The 18,103-nt window shown below is 72.2% G+C and carries 18 protein-coding genes; 10 read left to right on the top strand and 8 right to left on the bottom strand.

Annotation, left to right across the window (positions count from 1 at the left end; genetic code table 11):
* The 3 genes from FXF51_RS59895 to FXF51_RS59880 all read left to right on the top strand — a co-directional run.
* Window positions 1–868 (top strand): LysR family transcriptional regulator (locus FXF51_RS59895; RefSeq protein ID WP_148443776.1); only part of this gene is annotated, 868 nt, incomplete at its 5' end.
* Between the two features lie 390 nt (window positions 869–1,258).
* Window positions 1,259–1,666, top strand: coding sequence for an ArsR/SmtB family transcription factor (locus FXF51_RS59885; protein WP_148443775.1), 408 nt, complete (start codon window positions 1,259–1,261; stop codon window positions 1,664–1,666).
* Complete coding sequence (locus FXF51_RS59880; RefSeq protein WP_148443774.1) at window positions 1,663–2,364, top strand: cation transporter; 702 nt, start codon at window positions 1,663–1,665, stop codon at window positions 2,362–2,364. The genes FXF51_RS59885 and FXF51_RS59880 overlap by 4 nt, the downstream gene beginning before the upstream one ends.
* A 7-nt stretch (window positions 2,365–2,371) precedes the next feature.
* On the opposite strand, the gene FXF51_RS59875 is transcribed toward FXF51_RS59880, so the two are convergent.
* Together FXF51_RS59875 and FXF51_RS59870 are read right to left on the bottom strand one after the other, a co-directional pair.
* Window positions 2,372–3,676, bottom strand: coding sequence for an FAD-binding oxidoreductase (locus FXF51_RS59875; RefSeq protein ID WP_148443773.1), 1,305 nt, complete (start codon window positions 3,674–3,676; stop codon window positions 2,372–2,374).
* Window positions 3,677–3,706: 30 nt separating this feature from the next.
* Window positions 3,707–4,087: a DUF4267 domain-containing protein gene (locus FXF51_RS59870; protein WP_148443772.1), complete on the bottom strand. Its 381-nt coding sequence runs from the start codon at window positions 4,085–4,087 to the stop codon at window positions 3,707–3,709.
* A 119-nt stretch (window positions 4,088–4,206) separates the two neighbouring features.
* Here FXF51_RS59870 and FXF51_RS59865 point away from each other — a divergent pair, with 119 nt between their 5' ends.
* The 4 genes from FXF51_RS59865 to FXF51_RS62325 all read left to right on the top strand — a co-directional run bounded on the left by FXF51_RS59865 (window position 4,207) and on the right by FXF51_RS62325 (window position 10,262).
* Window positions 4,207–7,413 carry an AfsR/SARP family transcriptional regulator gene (locus FXF51_RS59865; RefSeq protein ID WP_148443771.1) on the top strand — a complete coding sequence of 1,069 codons (3,207 nt, stop codon included), beginning with the start codon at window positions 4,207–4,209 and terminating at the stop codon, window positions 7,411–7,413.
* Window positions 7,414–7,558: 145 nt separating this feature from the next.
* Window positions 7,559–8,389 carry a peptidoglycan-binding domain-containing protein gene (locus FXF51_RS59860; protein WP_148443770.1) on the top strand — a complete coding sequence of 277 codons (831 nt, stop codon included), beginning with the start codon at window positions 7,559–7,561 and terminating at the stop codon, window positions 8,387–8,389.
* A gap of 40 nt (window positions 8,390–8,429) precedes the next feature.
* Window positions 8,430–9,308 (top strand): peptidoglycan DD-metalloendopeptidase family protein, encoded by an 879-nt coding sequence (locus tag FXF51_RS59855; RefSeq protein ID WP_148443769.1) that lies wholly within the window; start codon window positions 8,430–8,432, stop codon window positions 9,306–9,308.
* 18 nt (window positions 9,309–9,326) lie between these two features.
* Window positions 9,327–10,262, top strand: a complete 936-nt coding sequence (locus tag FXF51_RS62325) for a SpoIID/LytB domain-containing protein (RefSeq protein WP_222871993.1) — start codon at window positions 9,327–9,329, stop codon at window positions 10,260–10,262.
* A 34-nt stretch (window positions 10,263–10,296) separates the two neighbouring features.
* Here the strand turns inward: FXF51_RS62325 and FXF51_RS59845 are convergent, their stop codons facing one another.
* From FXF51_RS59845 to FXF51_RS59830, 4 genes are all read right to left on the bottom strand, one after another.
* Complete coding sequence (locus tag FXF51_RS59845) at window positions 10,297–11,205, bottom strand: NBR1-Ig-like domain-containing protein (protein ID WP_148443768.1); 909 nt, start codon at window positions 11,203–11,205, stop codon at window positions 10,297–10,299.
* 85 nt (window positions 11,206–11,290) lie between these two features.
* Window positions 11,291–11,797: a signal peptidase II gene (locus tag FXF51_RS59840; protein WP_148443778.1), complete on the bottom strand. Its 507-nt coding sequence runs from the start codon at window positions 11,795–11,797 to the stop codon at window positions 11,291–11,293.
* 59 nt (window positions 11,798–11,856) lie between these two features.
* Window positions 11,857–12,573, bottom strand: a complete 717-nt coding sequence (locus FXF51_RS59835) for a chorismate--pyruvate lyase family protein (RefSeq protein ID WP_148443767.1) — start codon at window positions 12,571–12,573, stop codon at window positions 11,857–11,859.
* A complete protein-coding gene (locus FXF51_RS59830) occupies window positions 12,570–13,109 on the bottom strand; it encodes an EF-hand domain-containing protein (RefSeq protein ID WP_148443766.1) in 540 nt (179 codons plus the stop codon). Before FXF51_RS59830 ends, FXF51_RS59835 begins: the two co-directional genes overlap by 4 nt.
* 88 nt (window positions 13,110–13,197) lie before the next feature.
* Between FXF51_RS59830 and FXF51_RS59825 the strand changes: the two genes are divergently transcribed.
* From FXF51_RS59825 to FXF51_RS59815, 3 genes are all read left to right on the top strand, one after another.
* Window positions 13,198–14,043, top strand: coding sequence for a methyltransferase domain-containing protein (locus FXF51_RS59825; RefSeq protein ID WP_187415204.1), 846 nt, complete (start codon window positions 13,198–13,200; stop codon window positions 14,041–14,043).
* Between the two features lie 267 nt (window positions 14,044–14,310).
* Window positions 14,311–15,282 carry a helix-turn-helix transcriptional regulator gene (locus FXF51_RS59820; protein ID WP_148443764.1) on the top strand — a complete coding sequence of 324 codons (972 nt, stop codon included), beginning with the start codon at window positions 14,311–14,313 and terminating at the stop codon, window positions 15,280–15,282.
* Between the two features lie 121 nt (window positions 15,283–15,403).
* A complete protein-coding gene (locus FXF51_RS59815; RefSeq protein WP_148443763.1) occupies window positions 15,404–15,610 on the top strand; it encodes a hypothetical protein in 207 nt (68 codons plus the stop codon).
* Window positions 15,611–15,680: 70 nt separating this feature from the next.
* Here FXF51_RS59815 and FXF51_RS59810 read toward each other — a convergent pair whose 3' ends face one another.
* A complete protein-coding gene (locus FXF51_RS59810) occupies window positions 15,681–16,058 on the bottom strand; it encodes a hypothetical protein (RefSeq protein WP_148443762.1) in 378 nt (125 codons plus the stop codon).
* A gap of 148 nt (window positions 16,059–16,206) precedes the next feature.
* Window positions 16,207–17,775, bottom strand: coding sequence for an endo-1,4-beta-xylanase (locus FXF51_RS59805; RefSeq protein WP_262380663.1), 1,569 nt, complete (start codon window positions 17,773–17,775; stop codon window positions 16,207–16,209).
* Window positions 17,776–18,103 lie beyond the last annotated feature (328 nt).

The raw sequence follows: 18,103 nt of genomic DNA, 5'->3' as shown, positions 1-18,103 counted from the left end.
GGAGCTGCACTTCGGACGCACCGCGGAGCGGCTGCACGTCTCCACCGCCCGCGTCAGCCAGACGATCAAGAGGATCGAGCGCCGCGTCGGCGTCCCGCTGTTCGAACGCACCAGCCGTCAGGTCGCGCTCACCCCCGTCGGTCAGCGCCTCTTCGACGACGTACGACCCGCCTTCCAGCAGATCGAGGACGGCATCGCCCGGGCCGTGGCCGCGGGCAGGGGCATCGACGGCGTGCTGCGGGTGGGGTTCGTGGGCACCGCGGTCGGCCAGTTCGTGATCGAGGTCTCCGATCTCTTCCACGGCCGCCACCCCGAGTGCGAGGTGCAGATCACCGAGAGCCGCTACGCCGACGGCACCTCGCTCCTGCACGGCGACCAGATCGACGTCCTGCTGGTCGGCGCGCCGTCGCTGGAGCCAGAGGTGGCCGAGGGGCCGATCCTGTTCCGCGAGCAGCCGGTGCTGGCGGTCTCCTCGCGGCACCCGTTCGCGCGCCGCGAGTCGGTCTCGGTGGAGGACCTGGCCCGCGACAGGGTGCTGCGGCCCAGGGAGTTCAGCGACGAGGTGGACGCGCTGGTGGTGCCGCACACCACGCCGGGCGGCCTGCCGGTCCCGCGCGGCCTCACGTTCGGGACCATCCAGGAGATGCTCGCGCTCATCGGGGCGGGCAAGGGGATCTTCGTCGTGCCCGCGCACGCGCCCCGCTACGACTCACGGCCGGACGTCACCTACGTGCCGATCCACGATGGCCGGCCGTTCGAGTGGCGGCTGGTGTGGCTGGCCTCCGCTGAGAGCGCCCGCGTGCGCGCGTTCACGCAGGCGGCGGCCGACTACGTACGCCTGCATCCGGATCCGCTCGCGGGCCCTTGACGCTGGTCCCACCGGCCCTCACCGAGCGGCCCCGAGGGCATCACGCTCATCGACGCCGTCCGCGCCCGCACAGGAGAGAAGCTCAAGACTCTCCAGGAAGCGTGGCGGTGCACGTTCCGCTCGCCGACGCGGTCTTCGCCGGTGACGCCCTGACCACGCGGCACGTCCTCACCGGACGCACGGCCCCCAGCCGGCGCCCTTCACCGACGACCCGGCCGAAGCGCTCTCCTCGCTCGACCGCATCGCCGGGGCGTCCGCGTCCTGGGTCCTCCCTGGCCACGGTGCCCCCTGGCGCACCTCGCCGGCCCAGGTGCGCCCAGCGATTCAGGCCGTCAGCCGCATCTGAACCGCGCGATGGCCGGAACCGCCTACCCGGGATATCATCGCCATATGGCGATTGATTCTGATGGTGGCCGGTGTGTCAGCGCCGACATCGCGGCCGGCGTCTCTCCGGCGGCGGCGCTGTTCCACTCCCTGGCCGATGGGACGCGGCTGCGCATCGTGGCCCGGCTCGCCCGCGGTGAGGCCCGGGTGGTGGACCTGACCGCGGAGCTGGGGCTGGCCCAGTCGACGGTGTCCAAGCATCTGGCCTGCCTGCGTGACTGCGACCTGGTCGACTACCGTGCGGAAGGCCGCCAGTCCTTCTACTCCCTGACCCGGCCCGAGCTGATGGACCTGCTGGCCTCCGCCGAGCAGTTGCTCTCCGCCACGGGCCACGCCGTGGTGCTGCGCCCGGTCCACGGCGACCGGCACGCCGGGATCGATCTCGCCGAACAGGCGGGAGAGGGCGTCACATGACCACCCTGAGCTCCCCCGCCCCGGACCGGCGGGCGGTGCTGCGGCGCCGCATCCGGCTGCTGGTCGCGGCCACCATCACCTACAACGTGATCGAAGCCGCCGTGGCCATCACCGCCGGCACCGTCGCCGGCTCCGCCGCACTGATCGGGTTCGGCCTGGACTCCGTGGTGGAGGTCGCCTCCGCCGCGGCGGTGGCCTGGCAGTTCTCCGCCGCCGACCACGAACGCCGGGAACGGGCCGCGCTGCGCGTCATCGCGATCTCGTTCTTCGCCTTGGCCGCCTACGTCACCGCCGACGCCGTCCGCGCCCTGCTCGGCGCAGGCGAGGCGGAGCACTCCACCGCAGGCCTGATCCTGGCCGCTGCGAGCCTGGTCATCATGCCGTTCCTGTCGTACGCCCAGCGCCGCGCCGGCCGTGAGCTCGGCTCCGCCTCCGCCGTGGCCGACTCCAGGCAGACCCTGCTGTGCACCTACCTGTCGGGCGTGCTGCTGGTGGGCCTGGCGCTGAACAGCCTGTTCGGCTGGTCCTGGGCCGACCCGGTCGCCGCCCTGGTCATCGCCGCCGTCGCGGTCAAGGAAGGTCGTGACGCCTGGGCCGGGAACGCCTGCTGCCCCGTCCCCGCAGCCGTCACCGGTGAGCGGTGCGACGACGGCTGCTGCGCCCCCACGACCGTCCGGCCGAAGGGAGCCGCCTCGTGATCGGCGGCTATCCGAGCACCGGGTAGTTCGCGCGGAACACGTTGTGCGGGTCGCGGGCCCGCTTGATCTCCCGCAGCCGCTCAAGCGTGCCCCCGGAGAAGGACCGCGCCGCCGTCTCCCCGGGCGACAACATGGTGTACGGCTTGCGACCGCTGACGTAGGCCCCGAGGCCGGTGACGATCTCGGCCTGACGGGCGCGCGTCGCATCGGCCGTGTGCGGCAGGCCGAGCCCCACCATCCCGAGCAGGTACGGCTCCGCCACCGCGCCGCTCGCACCGGGGCCCGGCTCGGCCAGCGCCCCGCCCAGGTGCCTGATCTGCACGTTGATCAGCGGCTGGACAGGCTTGGCGAGCAGGAGGTCCACCGCGTCCGCGTCCAGGCCGGTGAGCAGCTCCGCCCGCGTGATGGACGGGGCCGGATCGGTCGGCTCGGCGGCGATGGAGCCCAGGCCGGCGACCGGGACGACGCCGCGGCTGTCGGAGATCGCGTCCTCGATCTTGTCGAGGCGCACCAGCAGGTCCTGTCCCTGGGCCGCCTCACCCAGGTAGGCCAGGTCCAGCGTCACCATCGCCGGCGCGCCGGGCGGCTGGAGCCGGTTGATCCAGACGCTCAGCTCGCGCGGCGCCTCCGCGGTGATCTCCAGGAACGCCTCGAACACCTCCCGGGTCCGGTGCTCCGGCCAGATCACGCGCCCGCCGTACAGAGACGGCGCGGGATACAGGTCGAGTTCGAGGGCGGTCACCGCCGCGAAGTCCCCGCCGCCGCCGCGCAGCGCCCAGAACAGGTCGGGGTCGGACGCGGCGGTCACCCGGCGCGGCTCGCCGTCGGCGTCCACGAGGTCCACGGCCCGCACGCTGCCTGAGGCGAAGCCGTGCCCGCGGCTGAACCAGCCGATCCCGCCACCCAGGGTGTAGCCGGTCACGCTGACGCCGGGCGCGCTGCCGGCCAGGCCGGTCAGGCCCAGCGGACCGGCCGCCGCCAGCACCTGGCCCCACTTCGCGCCCGCGCCCACCCGGACCACGCGCTCCTGCGCGCGGACCTCCACCTCGTTCAGCAGGCCGGTGCGCAGCAGGATCAGGCCGTCCACGTCACCGGAGGCGCCATGCCCGCTCGGCTGCGTGGTCACCGTCAGACCCGCTCGCCGCGCGTGACGCACGAGCGCCGCCACGTCGCCGGCGTCCGCGGCCTCCACCACGGCCGCCACCGGCTGCCGGACGGTGAGGTTCCACGGGGTGGCCGCCTCGCCGAAGCCGTCGTCGCCGGGCAGGAGCACGCGTCCCTTGAGGACACCGCGCAGATCGTTGATCGTCATTGTCGTCTCCCTGTCGTCAGCTCGGGTTCTCTAGGCCTTGCCGGTCTCGCGGAGCATCAGCGCCCCCGTGACCGTGATCAGCACCGCGGTCAGGCCGTGGACGGCGTACGCGGCGACCGCGGAGCCGTGGTGGGCCAGGACGTTGACCATGTCGCCGAACGGGGCGACGGCCACCATCAGCAGCACCCAGCCCAGGGGGCGGCGCTGGCCCGTCACCAGCAGGACGCCCATGGCCAGGCCTATCGCGAGCTCGCGGCTGCCCTTCACGATGGAGAAGCCGCTGCCGTCGGAGGGCCAGTCCGGCAGGCCGGGAAAGGTCGTCCCGAACGGCAGGACGAAGGACAACCCGAGGTAGAGGGTGAACAGGACGACGGCGGCGGCCAGAACGGTGTTGAGCTTCTTCAGCGACATGGGTGTTCTCCTTCGGGGGTTCCTGCCCTCGGTCGGTGGCGAGGTGTTCAGGCTGCTCCTGGGGCTTTGGAAGGCACTTGGAGGTGATTTGGAGCCGTCCGCGTACGATGAGCGGAATCATGGTTTTCATCCGGGTACTGGGCTCTTTCGCGGCCGAGGTCGGCGGCGAGCCCGTGCCTCTGGGCGGGCCACGGCAGCGGGGCGTGCTGGCGTTGCTGGTGGCGGCGCGGGGGCAGGTCGTGCCGGTCGACCGGATGATCGAGGATCTGTGGCGCGGTGAGCCGCCCGCGCGGGCGCTGATGTCCTTGCAGGCGTACGTGTCCAACCTGCGCCGGTTGCTGGAGCCCGGACGTCCGCCGCGCGCGCCGGCCCGGCTGCTGGTGAGCGCCGCGCCGGGCTACGCGCTGCGGCTGCCGCCGGAGGCCGTGGACGCGTGGCGGTTCGAGGGCCTGCTGGGCCGGGCGCGCGCGGACACCGACCCGCGCGCCGCACAGGCCCGGCTCGCCGAGGCGCTGGAGCTGTGGCAGGGACCTGCGTACGCCGAGGTCGCCGACGAGCCGTGGGCCGCCGCCGAGACGGCCCGGCTGAACGAGCTGCGGCTGGTCGCCACCGAGCTGCGCGTCGCGGCCGGGCTGCGCGTCGGCGACCCCGCCGCGGTGGTGCCCGAGGCCGAACGGCTCACCCGCGAGGAACCGCTGCGCGAGGAAGGCTGGCGGCTGCACGCCCTGGCGCTGTGGAGCAGCGGCCGCCAGGCCGACGCGCTGGCGACGCTCCGTCGCGCCCGCGGGGTCCTCGCCGAAGAGCTGGGGCTCGACCCGGGCCCGGGCCTGACGGCGTTGGAGGAGGCGATCCTCACCCAGCGAACGGACATCCTGCGCGAAACCGTGCCGCCGGTCGCACCGCTGCCGCGGCCGGCTGCGGCCGTCGAGGCGTCGTTCGTCGGACGCGATGCGGAGCTGTCGGCACTGGTCACAGCAGCCACCGGGGCCGCCACCGAGGGGGCCCGCATCGCCCTGGTCACCGGCGAGGCCGGGCTCGGCAAGTCGACGCTGCTGGAACACCTCGGCAGGCGGCTCGAACGTGACGGGTGGCTGGTCGCCGTCGGCCGCTGCCCCGAGGTGGACAGCGCGCCGCCCGCGTGGGCCTGGACGGAGGCGCTGAGCGCCGTCGCCGCGGTCACCTCCCCTGGCGAGTTCGCGGGCGACCTCGCGCCGCTGCTGACCGACACCGAGCCGGTGAACGCCGACGCCACCGCCGGCCGGTTCCGCCTGCGCCGGGCCGTGTGGAAGTGGCTCGCGGCGGTCGCCGCGACACGCCCGGTCGCCGTCGTGCTGGACGACCTGCACTGGGCGGACGACACCACGCTCGAACTGCTCGGCGGCGTCCTCGGCCTGCGGGCCCCGGTCCTGGTCGTCGCCGCGTACCGGGCGGACGAGAGCGGGCGCCTCACCGAGACGCTGGCCTCCCTCGCGCGCGCCGCGCCGCTCCGCCTGGCGCTGCCGGGGCTGGACGACGAGGCCGTCGCGCGGCTCGTACGGGCCGAATGCGACACCGACGAGGAGACGATCGCGGGGATCGCCGAACGCACCGGCGGGAACCCGTTCTACGTGCGCGAGAGCGCCCGGCTGCTGAGCGGCGAAGGCGCGCTGGTCGCCCTGTCCGAGGTTCCGGATGGCGTGCGGGACGTCCTGCGCCGCCGCCTCGCTCGCCTGCCCGAGGGGGGCGTGTCCGTTCTGCGGCTCGCCGCGGTCGCGGGCCGGGAGAGCTCCGTGGACGTCCTGGTCAAGGCCGCCGACACCGACGAGGACGGGGTGATGGACGCCCTGGACGCGGGCGTCATCGCCGGGCTGCTCGACGAGCCGGGCCCTGGACGCGTCCGCTTCGTCCACGCCCTCGTCAGGGACACGCTCATCGCCGACGTCAGCAGACTGCGGGCCACCCGGATGCACGCCAGGATCGCCGCCGCCCTCGAAGGCACCGACGACATCGCGGCGCTGGCCCATCACTACGCGCGCGCCAGCTCACCGCAGGCCGTCGGCTACTGCGTCCAGGCCGCCGACCTCGCCGAGGCCCGCTACGCCCACGACGTGGCGGCCGGCCTCCTCGCGGACGCCGTCGCCAACGCGACCGGGCCGGACGAACGCGTCGAGTTGCTCGGCAGGCTGCTGCGCGCGCAGATCCGGTCGGGAGCCGTCGCGGCCGCCCGCGAGACCCGCCGCGAAGCCGTGGAGTACGCGGAGTCCCTGGGCCGCGACGACCTGATGATCGCCGCGTTCACCGCGTGGACGGAGCCGACCCCCTGGCAGGCCCGCACGTACGGCACCGTGGACCGGGTCGTCGTCGACCGGCTGAGCCGCCTGCTGAAGCGTGACCTGACTCCTTCTGTGCGGTCCAGGCTCCTGACGGCGTACGCCGGCGAGCTGATCGGCGAGGACGACCCGACCGTCGCGCAGGCGGCGCGGGAGGCGCTCGACCTCGCCACCGAACCCCGGTTGCGGGCCGCGGCACTCCAGATCCTGTCCGAGGTGCACGGCGACGCCGGGCTCTGCCGGGAGCTGGTGCGGCTCGGCACCGAGCACGATCTGCCGGTCTACCGCATCACCGGGCTGCTCAACCATGCCGCCGTCGCCGCCGCCGGCAACGACCCGGCGACCATGCGCCAGGTGACCACCGAGGCCCTGGAGCTGGCGCGCGCCTACCGGGTGCGCGAGGCGATCGCCGTCACCGAGATCACGCTGGCGGGCCTGGCGCTCATCGAAGGCCGGTTCGCCGACGCGGAACATCTCTTCGCCGAGGCCGCCGAGGGCATGCGGCGCATCGGATCGGTGCACGCCACGGGCTTCCTGCAGCTCGCCCTGGCCACGATCCGGCTGAACGAGGGCACGCTCGGCGCGCACCTGGACGACGTGCGCGCCCTGCACGCCATGCTCGGCCCCATGACCTGCGACCTGCTCGCGCTCGCCCTCCACGCCAACGGCCTGGACGCCGAGGCCCGCGAGGCCCGCGCGTCAGCCGGCCCGATCCGTCCCGACTTCTTCTTCACCTTCTTCACCTCGCTGCGCGCGATGGCCGTCGTCGCGCTGGACGACCGCGACGCGGCCGAGGAGATCTACGCGACGCTGCTTCCGCACCGCGACGGGCCTCCGGCGGGCGCCGAGAGCCTGTCGGTGGCGGTGCGCCCGGTCGCCCACACTCTCGGCGAGCTGGCCGTCCTCCTGGGCCGCGCCGACGAGGCCGCCGCCCACTTCGCCCGGGCCGCCGCCGTCGCCGACCGGTGGAACGCACCGCACTGGGCCGCCGAGGCCCGTTCGCGCACACGTCAGTGAGCGTGCCTCCCACCTGCGCGAACGCCCGTAAGACAGCACGCCGAACAGGCTGACAACACCGATTCCTTGCGGACACGCGAGGCGGACGGCGACGTTGGTGTCCGCCGCTCAGGCACCGCCCCTCACCCCCGCACCAGGAGTCGCCATGACGCTGCCCACCATCCTGATACCGGCCTTCCTGTCCGCCTCGCTGCTGACCGGAGCGCTCGGGACGCAGGCGGCCGAGGCGGGGGTCCTGCCTAGCGTCAACATGGAAGCCACCGTCAAGGCGGCCCAGATCGACCCGCGGCGGCCCGATGACACGCTGACCCCGGGTGCCGAGGCCAGTGTGCTCCTGGTGGAGCAGGCGCTTCGCGACCAGCGGCTGCTGGACGCGAAGTGGGTGGACGGGTACTTCGGCACCACCACGGTCGCCGCCTACGCGAAGTACCAGAAGTCGCTCGGCCTCACGGGTCTCGACGCCAACGGCCTGCCGGGGAAGACGTCCCTCACCAAGCTGGGCGCCGGCCGTTTCAAGGTCACGGCCGTGATCAATCCGGGCGGGCGGGTGTCCACCGGCGGGTTCGTCGTCAACGCCCGTACGCACAGCATGCTGACGGAGGCCAAGCGGCTGCTCGGCCGCGACTTCGCGCTGGATCAGGGTTCGTACAACCCCGGCGGCGACCCGACCTCGGCGGGCACCCACGACGGCGGCGGCGTCGTGGACGTCTCGGTGGCGGGGATGAGCGCCGCCACCCGCACCGCGACCGTCCGCGCGTTGCGCCGGGTCGGCTTCGCCGCGTGGCTGCGCAGCCCTCAGCAGGGCGACTGGCCGTGGCACATCCACGCCGCCGCCATCAGCGACCCGAGCCTGTCCGGCCAGGCCCAGCACCAGGTCGGCGACTACTACCTCGGTCTGAACGGGCTCGCCAACCGCGGCCGGGACGACGGCCCGGCGGTGACCATCCGCACCTGGGAGGAGTACCGGCGCCGCTGACCCGGTCTTCGCCACCATCACCCGAATAAAGGAGAACAGCATGAGAACGTTCGCCAGCATCCTCACCGCGATGGCGCTCGGCGGGGGGCTGCTCGCCGCCGCGACGCCCGCCTCGGCCGCGAACCGCGACGGCGTCTGTGACAACGGCGAGTTCTGCTACTACTTCAACAGCGGCAACCAGGGATCGGTCTCCGACTTCACCGGATCGATCGCCGACTACGCCACCACCCAGCCCACCTGCTACGACTTCAAAGGCCCCGGCGCAGGCAAGGGCCAATGCATCAAGAACGCCGCCGCCTCCGTCTGGAACCGCAGCACCAAGACCGTCCGCGTCTACTTCAACACCGGACACACCGGCACCTACCAGGACTTCGCCGCAGGCGCCAAGGGCAACCTGAACGCCACGCTCAAGAACCAGAACGCCTCGCACGAGTTCGGCCCGTCCGCGTCGTCGCGCAGCAGGATGTCGTACTCGCTCTACACGGCCAGCGGCACCATCACCTGCGGGTTCGACGGTTACACCAACACCGCGGGCCGGCACGAGGGCATCGACATCGCGCGCGGCGTGGGCTCGAACGTGCACGCTCTCGTGGCGGGTCAGGTCATCAACGTGGTACGCGGGGCGACCGGCAGGGCGAACCTGTCCACCATCGCCATCTACAACGCCTCGGCGAACAAGACGGTGATCTACCTGCACTCCGCTCCGCTCTCCTCGCTGCGCGTGGGCCAGACGGTGACCCGCGGCCAGGTCATCGCCACCGAGTCGTGGCGCGGGGTGTCGAGCAGCGCGTCCGCGCACACCCACGTCGAGATGCGCCTCGGACGGCAGACGCGGGCGGCCAAGAGCGTCGGCGACCCGCACCTGGACAACCCGAACCCGACCTCGTTCTGGAACTCCCAGGGCTACAGCGTCCGATAGAGCGAAGGGAAGACGACTGTGCTCTCACGACTGTTATCGGGGCTCGCCGCAGTGGCGCTCGGCGGGACGGTCCTTGCCACCGCCGCGCCCGCTTCGGCCGCCGGCCGCGACGGCGTCTGCGACAGCGGCGAGTTCTGCTACTACTTCAACAGCGGCAACCAGGGATCGGTCTCCGACTTCACCGGATCGATCGCCGACTACGCCACCACCCAGCCCACCTGCTACGACTTCAAGGGCCCCGGCGCAGGCAAGGGCCAATGCATCAAGAACGCCGCCGCCTCCGTCTGGAACCGCAGCACCAAGACCGTCCGCGTCTACTTCAACACCGGACACACCGGCGCCTACCAGGACTTCGCCGCAGGCGCCAAGGGCAACCTGAACGCCACACTCAAGAACCAGAACGCCTCGCACCAGTTCGGCCCGTCCGCGTCGCCCACCGGGTGCAAGACCGACGGCACGGACACGAAGCTGCCCACGACGATCCTCGTGTACCGGACTGCCGTGAACCGGGTGGAACGGGTGGACTTCAAGACCTACGTCAAGAACGTCCTGCCCAACGAGTGGGTGTCGAGCTGGCCGAAGGAGTCGCTGAAGGCCGGGGCGATGGCCGTGAAGAACTTCGGCTGGTACTGGGCGCTGCACTCCAACCGCAAGACGTCGAGCGGCCAGTGCTTCGACGTCTACGACCACACGTCGAGCCAGGTGTACGAGCCCGGCTCCGCGAAGGCGGTGACGAGCGCCGCGGTGGACGCGACGTGGGGCACCCGGCTGACCCGTGGCGGGAAGATCTTCCGGGCGCAGTACTGCGCCACGACGACGGCCTGCGGCAACTGGGTCAACGGCGACTGGATGTCGCAGTACGGCTCCCGCGACAAGGCCGCGGCGGGCTGGAGCTACACCAGGATCCTGCAGCACTACTACACGGGGATCGCGCTCAGCGCCTCGGCCTCCTGACCTCGTCGTCCGGCTCCGGCTCCCCGCCGCATGGTCACGGCGGGGAGCCGGAGCCGTCCACGATGAGCTGGAAGTTGATCGGCCGGCTGCCGGGGAACACGATCGCCCCGGTGGCGTCCACCATCTTGAAGCGCACGTAGCACAGGCCGGGCTTGCGGGGCGTGGTGACGTCGGTCCGGATGTCGACCGTCTCCCCCGGCTGCGTGTCCGCGATCGGCACGTCGGAGATGGTCTGGCACTGGTCGGCCTGCTGCGTCGGGTCGAGGCGGCGCAGCGAGTATCCCTTCCACGGCACAGAACCGGCGTTCTTGAGCCGCCAGACCTTGGTCACGGTCTCGCCGGCGCCGACGCGGGTGCAGTCGGGGAGCGTGACGTCCTCGACGAACTCGGCCTTGTCGCCTTCGTGCAGCGGCGCCGCCCAGGGCGGGTTGGTCGCGGGCACGGGGCAGGTGGCCGGTGAGAACGCGACGACGGACGAGGTGGCGGTCACGTGCAGGCTTTGCGCGGGGGGCTGAGAGCCGCGGTTGACGGCGACCACCGTGAGGACCGCCGCTCCCGTCAGGATGACCACCGCCGCCGCCAGCGCGGCCGGGTGGGTCAGCCGGCGCCGCCCGCCTTCCTCTCCCGCGGGAGGCTCCGTGACCGCGGGTTCCGCGTGGGCCGCTGGATTCCCGGCGCCCGCCGGTCTGACCGCCTGGTTGGCGCTCTCCCAGCGTTCGCGGTACGCCGCCGGGTCCGCGCCACAAGCCTTGACGAACTCCACGGTGGTCTCCCAGCTCGGGAGCCGGTTACCCTTCGTGGCTTCGTGCAACGTCGTGTGGGAGATCGCCCCCGACCGGCCGGACATCTCGCGGAAAGGGGGGTTACCGACTGCGCTGCGTAACTCTCGCAGGATGGTCGCGAAACCCTCGATCGCCTCCGCCCGTGCACGTATGTCGTCCACCGTGCGAAGGTAACAGCACGCCACGCCCCGCGGGCGGCGTTTTGCACCTTTCTGACACTTGATCCGGCCCCGCGAACGACAGTCCTCAGGCGGGCTCTTCCTCACCGTCCCTGGCGAGCGACACGCCGCGCAGGCTGAGCAGCACCATGGCAGCGGCCCCGCAGGTGAGCGCGATGTCGGCGACGTTGCCGACGAACGGGCCGTAGTCGATGAAGTCCACGACGTGCCCGCGGGCGAAGCCGGGCTCGCGGAAGAGCCGATCGCCCAGGTGGGACACCGCGCCGCCGAGCAGCACGCCCAGCACGAGCGCCCAGCCTGTCGAGGCCAGCCGGCGCGCGGTGTAGAGGATGCCGATCACCGCGGCCGCCGCCGCCAGGGCGAACAGCCAGGTGGCGCCGGCGCCCAGGGAGAACGCGGCGCCGGCGTTGTACAGCAGCCGGAAGTGGATCAGCGGGGGGATCACGGGGACGCGTTCGCTGTCGGACAGCGTGGAGACCGCCCAGAGCTTGGTGAGCTGGTCCACGACGAGGACCACCGCGGCCAGCGCGAGCATCATGCCGTACAGCCGACCCGAACCCCGCTCCAGCCGCATCACGCCATGGCCTCCGCTCGCGCACCCCAAGCTTTCCCCAAGACTACTGGGACGCCGCCTCACGGACCGCCGTGGCGGGAGGGCGGGACGACGGCCGGGTTGAAGATCTCCCAGACGAGCATGAGAGGGGTGTCCGCGGCGCGGATCAGGTAGGCCTTGGACACGGCGGCGCGCTCCTCCGCGCTCCAGCGGGCCAGCCCGGTGGAGCGCAGGTGGCGGCCGTGCTCGATGTCGTGGGCGATCAGGTTGGGCCCGAGCGGGCGGACGGGGTCGGTGGCGATCTGCCGCAAGATGGGAGCGCTCAGTGAGGCGATCACCTCGTTGTGGGAGACCGGTGTGCCGTGGTGGTCGTGCAGCAGCGAGTGGCGGACGGCGACGGCGCAGTCGTCGGTGAGCCGGAGCAGGGCTCGCACGTCGGCGGGCAGGCCGGCGGCGGGCCGGATGTCCAGGCCTTGCAGGCGGACGCCGATCGGCCCGCCGGTCAGCGCCTCCAGCAGCAGGGTGGTCGAGCCGTCGCCGGCCAGCAGCATGCGGGTGACCGCGCTGGCGAAGGAGCCGACCGGCAGCGGCGACAGGCCCGCGGGCCGGTAGGGCGCAGGGCCGGTGCGCGGGCTGCCAGGCGTGGTCCGCTGGTCGTGCGGAGGGCCGGTGCGCGGGCTGTCGGACCGGCTGCGCTGGTCGTGCGGAAGGCCGGGTCGCGTCGGCTGGCCGGGCGGCCCGCCCTCGCCGTGCGGGGCGGGGCCGGGCCACTGCGACGCGGGGCTGGTGGTCGTCATGCAGGTTCGGTGGCCAGTAGCTGTCCGGGGGTATGCGCCGAGGTGCTGACGTAGTACGCCTTGATGGCCGCGGACCAGGCGTCGGTGGTGACGCGGCCGCCGTGGCTCGCCAGCGTGGCGAAGAGCTGCTCCACCTGCGGCATGGCGAAGCCGATGGCCGTCATGCAGGCGACGAAGTCGATGTGCTCGACCTGCCCGTCGTCGTCGATGTCGGCCAGGGCGGTCAGCGCCCGGGCGTACGGCGAGCCGTGCTTGTCGAAGTGGTCGGCGTCGGGGACGGCCGCCGCGTACTCCTGGAAGGTGACGACCCCGTCGCCGTCGCTGTCGGAGATCGCCGCCAGGCCCTCCCAGTACGTGCGGCAGCCTTCGGCCAGGGCGAGGGCCTTGGCGGAGTTCGGGTCCGCGCCGAGTGCGGCGCAGACGCGGCCGGCGAGCAGGGCGAAGTCGTCGGCCCGCAACCGGCCGTCGCCGTTGACGTCGAGCAGGGAGAAGCGGGCGCGCAGGCGGGTCATGCGGAAGTTCGGGTTCACCGACATGTCGGGTCTCCTTCGTGGCCGGCGGGGCTGTCCCCCACCGCTGCTCGCTCAGTGTAATGATAAAACTACTCTGAGCAACGTCTCAGTAATGGCCGCGCCCGTGAGCAAGGAAACCCAGGTGACCCGTACGGCTTCAGCGCCTCATGACTCCGCCTACCTCCTCGGCGCCTCCAGCGCTGAGCGCCGGCGGCTGCTCTCGCAGGGCGACCTCCTGCGCGACGCCGCCCGGCAGCTCCTCGGACGCCTTGCGCTGCCCGCGCCGGCCCGCGCCATCGACGTGGGCTGCGGGCCCTTGGGCGTCCTCGACCTGCTCAGCGACGCGGTCGGCCCGAGCGGCAGCGTCGTCGGCCTGGACGACAACGAGCAGATGATCGCCTGGGCGCGGCAGTCCGTCGCACGGCTGGGCCTGACCAACGTCACCACCGAGCTGGGCAGGCTCTCCGCCGACGACGGGCCGGCCTTCGACCTGGCTCACTGCCGGCTGCTGCTGATCAACAGCGCCGACCCGGCGGCGATCGTGTCGGCCATGGCGGCGGTCACCCGGCCCGGCGGCTGGATCGCCGTGCAGGAGTATGACTGGGCCACCTGGCAGTGCGACCCGCCCCACCCCGCCTGGGACGCGCTCAAGGCCGTGATCGCCCCGGTGTTCGGTGGGGACGTGCACGTCGGGGCCCGGCTGCCGAGCCTGCTGCGTGACGCTGCGGGCTGCCAGGAGGTGCACACGGCGGCGCACGCCTTCTACTGGCGTCCGCGCAGCCCCTGCCAGCGGCTGCTGCTGCAGTTCGCCGGCCTGTTCGGCGAGCGGCTCCTTGCCGGCGGCATGGATCCGGACACCTTGGCGACCTTGAAGAGCGAGCTCGGCGCGCATCTCGCCCGCCCGGTCACCGTCGTGCGCGAGAGCCTGCTGGTGCAGGCCTGGGGACGCAGGCCCTGACGCCAGGAGTGAAGCCGGGCCGCGAGGGTGGTGACCGGCCGTGCGTCCATGCGGAAACGCGTACCCCGGCCTGGACGAGGGCTTCCAGGAGGTCACCGCGCTGAGGCTGAACGGCGGTGGGCGAACGGTCACCATGGCCCCTGACCCCAAGGTGCGGCGGCCACGCACTGTCTCCGCCATAAGGGGCACTAGTATCACGAAAGGACCAGCTCGCCTCGCCTGCGAGCACGAGTGCGGTCGGAGCGGGCTTGACGAGCGGAGCGTTCGATGGAGCCGTTGACCTTCGAAAGCCGTGATCTCGGACAGACCGAGGAGTTCCTCAACAAGGCCTACGCCAGGATGCGGATCGGATCCGACGTGCCCAGCCCGCGCGCCGTGATCTCGCGCCAGGTCATGGGCACGGTGAGCATCGACCGGTTGCGGCTCGACTTCGCCATGAGCTACGACGTCAACCCGCTGGGCAAGGTGTGCCTGTGCACCGTGGAGTCCGGGACCATCGCGCAGCAGGTCGCGGGCGGCGACCAGGAGGTGTTCGGGCCGGGGGACGCGGTGCTGTTCGCGCCGCACGACCTGCCCTACACGGGGCAGATCCGCCGCTCGCGCTACCACATCATCATGTTCGACCCCGCCCTGATGCAGCAGGTCGCCGGAACTCTCCCCGGCCGCCGGCCCGAGCCCGTGCGGCTGCTGGGGCACCGGCCCGTCTCCGCCGTCGCCGGTCAGCACCTGGCGCGCACCATCGCCTACCTGCGCGACGACGTGCTGGCCAACCCGGAGCTGGCCGATCAGCCGCTGGTGGTCTCCACCGCCGGACAGTTGCTGGCGGCCAGCGTGCTGGTGGCGCTGCCCAGCAACGCCACCGCCGACGCCACCGCCCAGGACGGCCGCGACGCCCATCCCAAGGCGCTGCGCCGCGCCATCGCCCACATCGACGCGCACGCCGACGAGCCGCTGGGCATCAACGACATCGCCGCCGCCGCCCGGGTCAGCACCCGCGCCCTGCAGTACGCCTTCCGCAGGCATCTCGGTACCACCCCGCTGGGTTACCTGCGCCAGGTGCGGCTGGCCCACGCGCACGACGAGCTGAAGACGAATGATCCCCGCACGACCACGGTGGCGGCGGTCGCGGCCCGCTGGGGCTTCTTCCATCCTGGACGGTTCTCCCTCACCTACATGGCCGCCTACGGGCGCACGCCTCGCGAAACCCTGCACGCCCCGGCCGAGGCTCCTCCGCGCTGAACGCCACGCGCCTCTATCGCTCAGCGGACAGTGGCGAGGAGAATGAGCGTCTCGTGTACTGACCAGCGATGGCCGCTACGCAACAGTGGACCTCGAAGGAATCGGACACCGTACGGCGAAGATGATGATGGAAGATTTCGGGCAGGAAGAGCTCTACGCGACCGCGGCACGGCTCAAGTCGCAGGCCACGCAGATCCGCCGCGACAGCAGGCGCATCGCCACAGCGGCCCGTGAGATCCGCTTCAGCCTGCGCGAGCAGCAGGAGCGCCTGCGCACCAGCTTCGACGCGATCGCGGAGCGCCGAGCCGGGCGGCACGCTGAGCCGTGACCGCCGCGAAAATCCACCCCACGCGTCAGGCACGCTGAACCGTGACCGCGGTCAGAGTCCACCCCGCGCGTCAGGCTCGCCGGTCGTCCTCAAGGGCTTCCGCGCGCAGTTCCTCCGCGCGGCGGCGATGCCGCTGCACATCACCGATGCCCAGATCGGCGGCCTGCTCGTGCATGCTGGCGGCCCGCCGCACCGCCCAGGCGGCACGCCGGTATCCGGCTCGAGCCTCGGCCTCGGCCTCGTCCGCCGCCTGCATCGCCTCCTCGGTCCGCTCGGCGGCGTCGCGTGCCCGGGTCTCGGCCACGGTGTAGGAGCCGCCCCGCACGCTGAGCTCCCGTAGCCACTGCTTGAGCTGCGCGGCGCGCTCGCCGGCCCGCCGGGCTCGTGCCTGGGCCCGCTCGTGCTGCCTGCGGATCTCGTCGGAGTACGCCTGGAAATCCTCGGTCATCGCGTAGTACCTGCCCTCCGACGCCGCCCGGACCCGCCCCTGCCGCCAGGGTACGGGCTGCGAGGGACGCCGCAAGCCCCGCCGCCCGCGCAGGCCACTGGCCCACCCGCGCCCGGTGGGGCGTGGATGGGCCAGGGAGGAGAGGCGGTCAGGCGCAGGTGTAGCCGCTCGGCACCGAGGTGTCGCCGCCGGGGCGGCTGACCTGGAAGCCGAAGGCGGTGGCGCCGCCCGCGCCGAGGTTGCCGTTGTGCGCGGCGTTCCTGGCCGTCACGGTCTGGCCGCTCACGGTGAGCTGGGTGTTCCACGAGCCGGTGATGGTGTGCCCGGCCGGCAGGGTGAAGGTGACCGTCCAGCCGCTGATCGCCGAGGTGCCCGCCGTCACCCGGACCGGCTCGATGACGTACCCGGTCTGCCACTGCGTCTGCGTGGTCGGGGCCGCCGCGCAGGAGCCGCCGGGGCCGCCACCGCTGGTGGTGGTGAAGGTGACCGTCGAGGAGGCGGTCGACAGGTTGTTCGCGCCGTCACGTGCCCGCACGTACACCTGGTACTGGGTGGCGGCGGTCAGGCCGGTGAGCGTGGTCGAGTTGGTGGACGACTGGCCCAGCAGCGTGTCGGTGGCGCCCTGCTCGCGGTAGACGTTGTAGCCCGCCAGGCCCGAGCCGCCGGAGTCGGTCGAGGCCGTCCAGGTCAGGGACGCGCCGGAGGAGGTCACGCCGGACGCGGCCGGGGTGCCGGGCGTGCTCGGCGGCGTGGTGTCGGGGTTGGGGTTCGTGCCGCCGTTGAGCGCGTTGAGCACCGAGGTGTAGGCGGGCTTCTTGTTGCCGTTGCCGTCGAACAGAAGAGGGGTGTCGCCGGAGCGCCAGGAGTCGCTGTCGCGCACGCCCCAGGTGGTGATGCCGGTGCAGCGGGCCACCGCCAGGCAGTCGTTGACCACGTTGGCGTAGGTGGTGGCGGAGGCGCCCTGGATGTCCAGCTCGGTGATCTGTACGTCCACGCCGAGGGCGGCGAAGCTGGAGATCGTGGTGCGGAAGTTGCTGTTGTAGGGGCTGCCGCTGTTGAAGTGGGCCTGGAGGCCGACGCAGTCGATCGGCACGCCGCGCGACTTGAAGTCGCGGACCATGTTGTAGACGCCCTGCGTCTTCTCCCAGGTCCAGTTGTCGATGTTGTAGTCGTTGTAGCAGAGCTTGGCGGCCGGGTCGGCGGTGCGGGCGGTGCGGAAGGCCACCTCGATCCAGTCGTTGCCGGTGCGCTGGAGGTTGGAGTCGCGCCGGCCGCCGCCGCTGTCGGCGTAGGCCTCGTTGACCACGTCCCAGGCGTAGATCTTGCCCTTGTAGTGGGCCATGACGCCGTTGATGTGGTCGATCATCGCCTGCCGCAGCGTGCTGCCGGACAGTGACTGCATCCAGCCCGGCTGCTGGGAGTGCCAGGCCAGGGTGTGGCCGCGCACCTGCTTGCCGTTCTGCACGGCCCAGTTGTAGACGCGGTCGGCGTTGGTGAAGGTGAACTGCCCCCGGTTGGGTTCGGTGGCGTCGATCTTCATCTCGTTCTCGGCGGTCACCATGTTGAACTCGCGGTTGGCGATCGTCGTGTAGGCCGACTCGCCGAGTTTGGAGGCGTTGATGGCGGTGCCGAAGTAGCGCCCGCTCTGTGCGGCCGCCGCGCCCAGCGTGGTCTCCGCGGCCTCGGCGGGCAGGGACGCCACCAAGGGTGCGACCAAGCCGATGACCCCGACGGCCACCATCCGGCGGAAACCGCCGAAACCGCCGGGGGGTCGTCGGGTTTCAGGCGCGGGTGGGGGGTTTGTGCGCATGCCTGAGCCTCCATTACCGGATCACGTTGAGGGACCCAGTGTGGAAACCTCCCCGAAATATGTCAATGACGCTCCAAAAGTTTCGGTGCGACGACGCTCGATCTGCGCACCTCATGGGGCCTTTGCTAGGGAGAATGCTGTCCTGAAACTTTCGGCTGGAGTCGAGCTGGGACGGTGACGAGTGCCGCCACCGACACCACGGTCGCCGCCAGGCACGGAGGTGTCCCCCATGGTC

The sequence above is a fragment of the Nonomuraea sp. PA05 genome (genome assembly GCF_008086045.1).
Lineage (GTDB): Bacteria > Actinomycetota > Actinomycetes > Streptosporangiales > Streptosporangiaceae > Nonomuraea > Nonomuraea monospora.
Note: the sequence above shows the minus strand (reverse complement) of the source record. Positions and strands in the feature narration are given on the sequence as shown.

Coding starts and splice junctions, on each gene's coding strand:
- FXF51_RS59825 (WP_187415204.1), top strand. CDS start 13,198: ATGGCCGCGCCCGTGAGCAAGGAAACCCAGGTGACCCGTACGGCTTCA.
- FXF51_RS59865 (WP_148443771.1), top strand. CDS start 4,207: ATGGTTTTCATCCGGGTACTGGGCTCTTTCGCGGCCGAGGTCGGCGGC.
- FXF51_RS59875 (WP_148443773.1), bottom strand. CDS start 3,676: ATGACGATCAACGATCTGCGCGGTGTCCTCAAGGGACGCGTGCTCCTG.
- FXF51_RS59870 (WP_148443772.1), bottom strand. CDS start 4,087: ATGTCGCTGAAGAAGCTCAACACCGTTCTGGCCGCCGCCGTCGTCCTG.
- FXF51_RS59815 (WP_148443763.1), top strand. CDS start 15,404: ATGATGATGGAAGATTTCGGGCAGGAAGAGCTCTACGCGACCGCGGCA.
- FXF51_RS59860 (WP_148443770.1), top strand. CDS start 7,559: ATGACGCTGCCCACCATCCTGATACCGGCCTTCCTGTCCGCCTCGCTG.
- FXF51_RS59880 (WP_148443774.1), top strand. CDS start 1,663: ATGACCACCCTGAGCTCCCCCGCCCCGGACCGGCGGGCGGTGCTGCGG.
- FXF51_RS59830 (WP_148443766.1), bottom strand. CDS start 13,109: ATGTCGGTGAACCCGAACTTCCGCATGACCCGCCTGCGCGCCCGCTTC.
- FXF51_RS59820 (WP_148443764.1), top strand. CDS start 14,311: ATGGAGCCGTTGACCTTCGAAAGCCGTGATCTCGGACAGACCGAGGAG.
- FXF51_RS59835 (WP_148443767.1), bottom strand. CDS start 12,573: ATGACGACCACCAGCCCCGCGTCGCAGTGGCCCGGCCCCGCCCCGCAC.
- FXF51_RS59885 (WP_148443775.1), top strand. CDS start 1,259: ATGGCGATTGATTCTGATGGTGGCCGGTGTGTCAGCGCCGACATCGCG.
- FXF51_RS59810 (WP_148443762.1), bottom strand. CDS start 16,058: ATGACCGAGGATTTCCAGGCGTACTCCGACGAGATCCGCAGGCAGCAC.
- FXF51_RS59855 (WP_148443769.1), top strand. CDS start 8,430: ATGAGAACGTTCGCCAGCATCCTCACCGCGATGGCGCTCGGCGGGGGG.
- FXF51_RS59840 (WP_148443778.1), bottom strand. CDS start 11,797: ATGCGGCTGGAGCGGGGTTCGGGTCGGCTGTACGGCATGATGCTCGCG.